General features: G+C 31.9%; 2 protein-coding genes and 1 pseudogene. All 3 read right to left on the reverse strand.

All coding sequences use genetic code 11. The features are described 5' to 3' along the window. Window positions 1-141: pseudogene (locus HMPREF0083_RS27135) on the reverse strand (alkylphosphonate utilization protein); the annotation flags it as partial. A 38-nt stretch (window positions 142-179) separates the two neighbouring features. Then, window positions 180-758 carry a GNAT family N-acetyltransferase gene (locus HMPREF0083_RS09970; RefSeq protein ID WP_021621170.1) on the reverse strand — a complete coding sequence of 193 codons (579 nt, stop codon included), beginning with the start codon at window positions 756-758 and terminating at the stop codon, window positions 180-182. 17 nt (window positions 759-775) lie between these two features. Further along, window positions 776-1,648: an AraC family transcriptional regulator gene (locus HMPREF0083_RS09975; RefSeq protein WP_021621171.1), complete on the reverse strand. Its 873-nt coding sequence runs from the start codon at window positions 1,646-1,648 to the stop codon at window positions 776-778. Window positions 1,649-1,806 lie beyond the last annotated feature (158 nt).

Genomic DNA, 1,806 nt, shown 5'->3' on the forward strand with positions numbered 1-1,806 from the left:
TAAATTTTGTATCAAATTTTGGGCAAGTCTAGTTTCTAATTCTAAAGTCCACTCATGAGCACATTCTGGGCAAACAAGAAGACTTCCATCTTCATAAGTGTATTCTGAATTGCATTTTGGACAATCTGGCAGATCAAGCATACTTTTATTTCCCCCATTACGTTATTGTTATTTCCTTTTTACAACCTTTTATTCGTGTAGTCCTCTTTAAGTATACCGTATATTTCTAAATCGACTACTCCTTTACCAGACCATAAAGAGGCTTGCCTTAGTAATCCTTCTTTTATAAAACCATTTTTTAAGAGGACTTTCTTTGAGATTTCGTTCGCAGGCATGACCTCTGCTTGAATCCTGTTAATATTAACCTTTTCAAATAAAAATTTTGTTAAAATACCGACAGATTCAGTTGCAATGCCCCTACCCCAATAGTCTTCTGCTAAAAAATAGCCGATGGATACCATGTTCACTTTTTGGTTAAAATCCATACATTCAATAATTCCCACCAGTTTATTACTTTGATTCTTTTGAAAGATACCCCACTTGATTCTACTTTTTTTATAGTAATCCCTATCAAAATGGCCAATCATTTTACTTACCGTTTGTAAGTTATGTTTAGGAATGATCCCGCAATATTCAAATACCTTGTCGTTATCGTAAATTGTATATACTTCCTGTAAGTGTGATTCTTCAATTCTTTTTAATATTAGATTTACAGACGTCAATACTGGGAAATCCTCAAAAATTATTCCAATATTCATGTTGTTATCTCCTTAGGTCATTCCTTTATTGGTATGTAGATCTTCATTTTCATTTTATTCGGAAATGTTGAATGTAAGACGTCGGTAATCTCGAAATCCGGTCCCTCTCTTCTTTTATATTTAGAATTCAGTAGCCATGCTCCATAAATGTATCTTCTAGTATTTTGAACTAAATCAGTGGTTCCGTTGACTTTGAATTCAGCATATTTACCCTCTGGAATTTCAACATTCACAAAACCGTTTTCTAATTCTGTATTAAATTCCTGAACTTCTTCCCCAACAACAAACGAAAAATGACTATCATCACGAAAGTTAGTTGCTATGCCGTATGACATATTTGGTGCAACTTTTTTAGGAATTCGCAAATAATATTCGTTTCTTCCAAAATCAAGATAAAATTCTGGAATTTCCATGAAGTATTTTTCGTTATTTAAAGTTGTTTTGTACTCGTAACCAATAATATACGACTTGTTTAATAGAATAATCTCAGGTTTGTTCATGACCAAATCCCCTTTTATCCTATCCTTATAATCCAAAAAGTTAATTTTGATTTGTTGACTTATAATAGCTTCCACCTTTCGATATCTAGCCGGAGTTATACCAAAACAATTTACAAATGCACGGGTAAATGCTTCTTGTGAACCATATTGAAAAGATATCGCTATTTCTAATATGTTCTCTTTTGTCTCCTTCAGTAATGTCGCAGCTTCAGAAAGTCTTCTGTATCTTATGTACTTCTGTACAGAAAAACCTGTAATAGCCTGGAAAATTCGTTGGAAATGAAACGCTGAAAAACAGGATTGTGAGGCGATTTCAGTAATATTTAATTCATTTTGTAGGTTTTTTTCAATGAATTCAATTGAGCTTTGTATTCTTTCAAAATAATCCATCCATCAATACCTCGGGTATATTCATATTTTATGTTTTGAACAAAATATTTTTTTGATAGTTTGTGCTAATTTTTGTTTTTTATACACAGTATTTTAATACTATAAATTTAGGATACTTTATAAAATAACACGCCTGTTGATTATCCATAAGGTGGAAG

Origin of the sequence: Aneurinibacillus aneurinilyticus ATCC 12856, from assembly GCF_000466385.1 — a bacterium.
Classification (GTDB): Bacteria; Bacillota; Bacilli; order Aneurinibacillales; family Aneurinibacillaceae; genus Aneurinibacillus; species Aneurinibacillus aneurinilyticus.

Coding starts and splice junctions, on each gene's coding strand:
- HMPREF0083_RS09970 (WP_021621170.1), bottom strand. CDS start 758: ATGAATATTGGAATAATTTTTGAGGATTTCCCAGTATTGACGTCTGTA.
- HMPREF0083_RS09975 (WP_021621171.1), bottom strand. CDS start 1,648: ATGGATTATTTTGAAAGAATACAAAGCTCAATTGAATTCATTGAAAAA.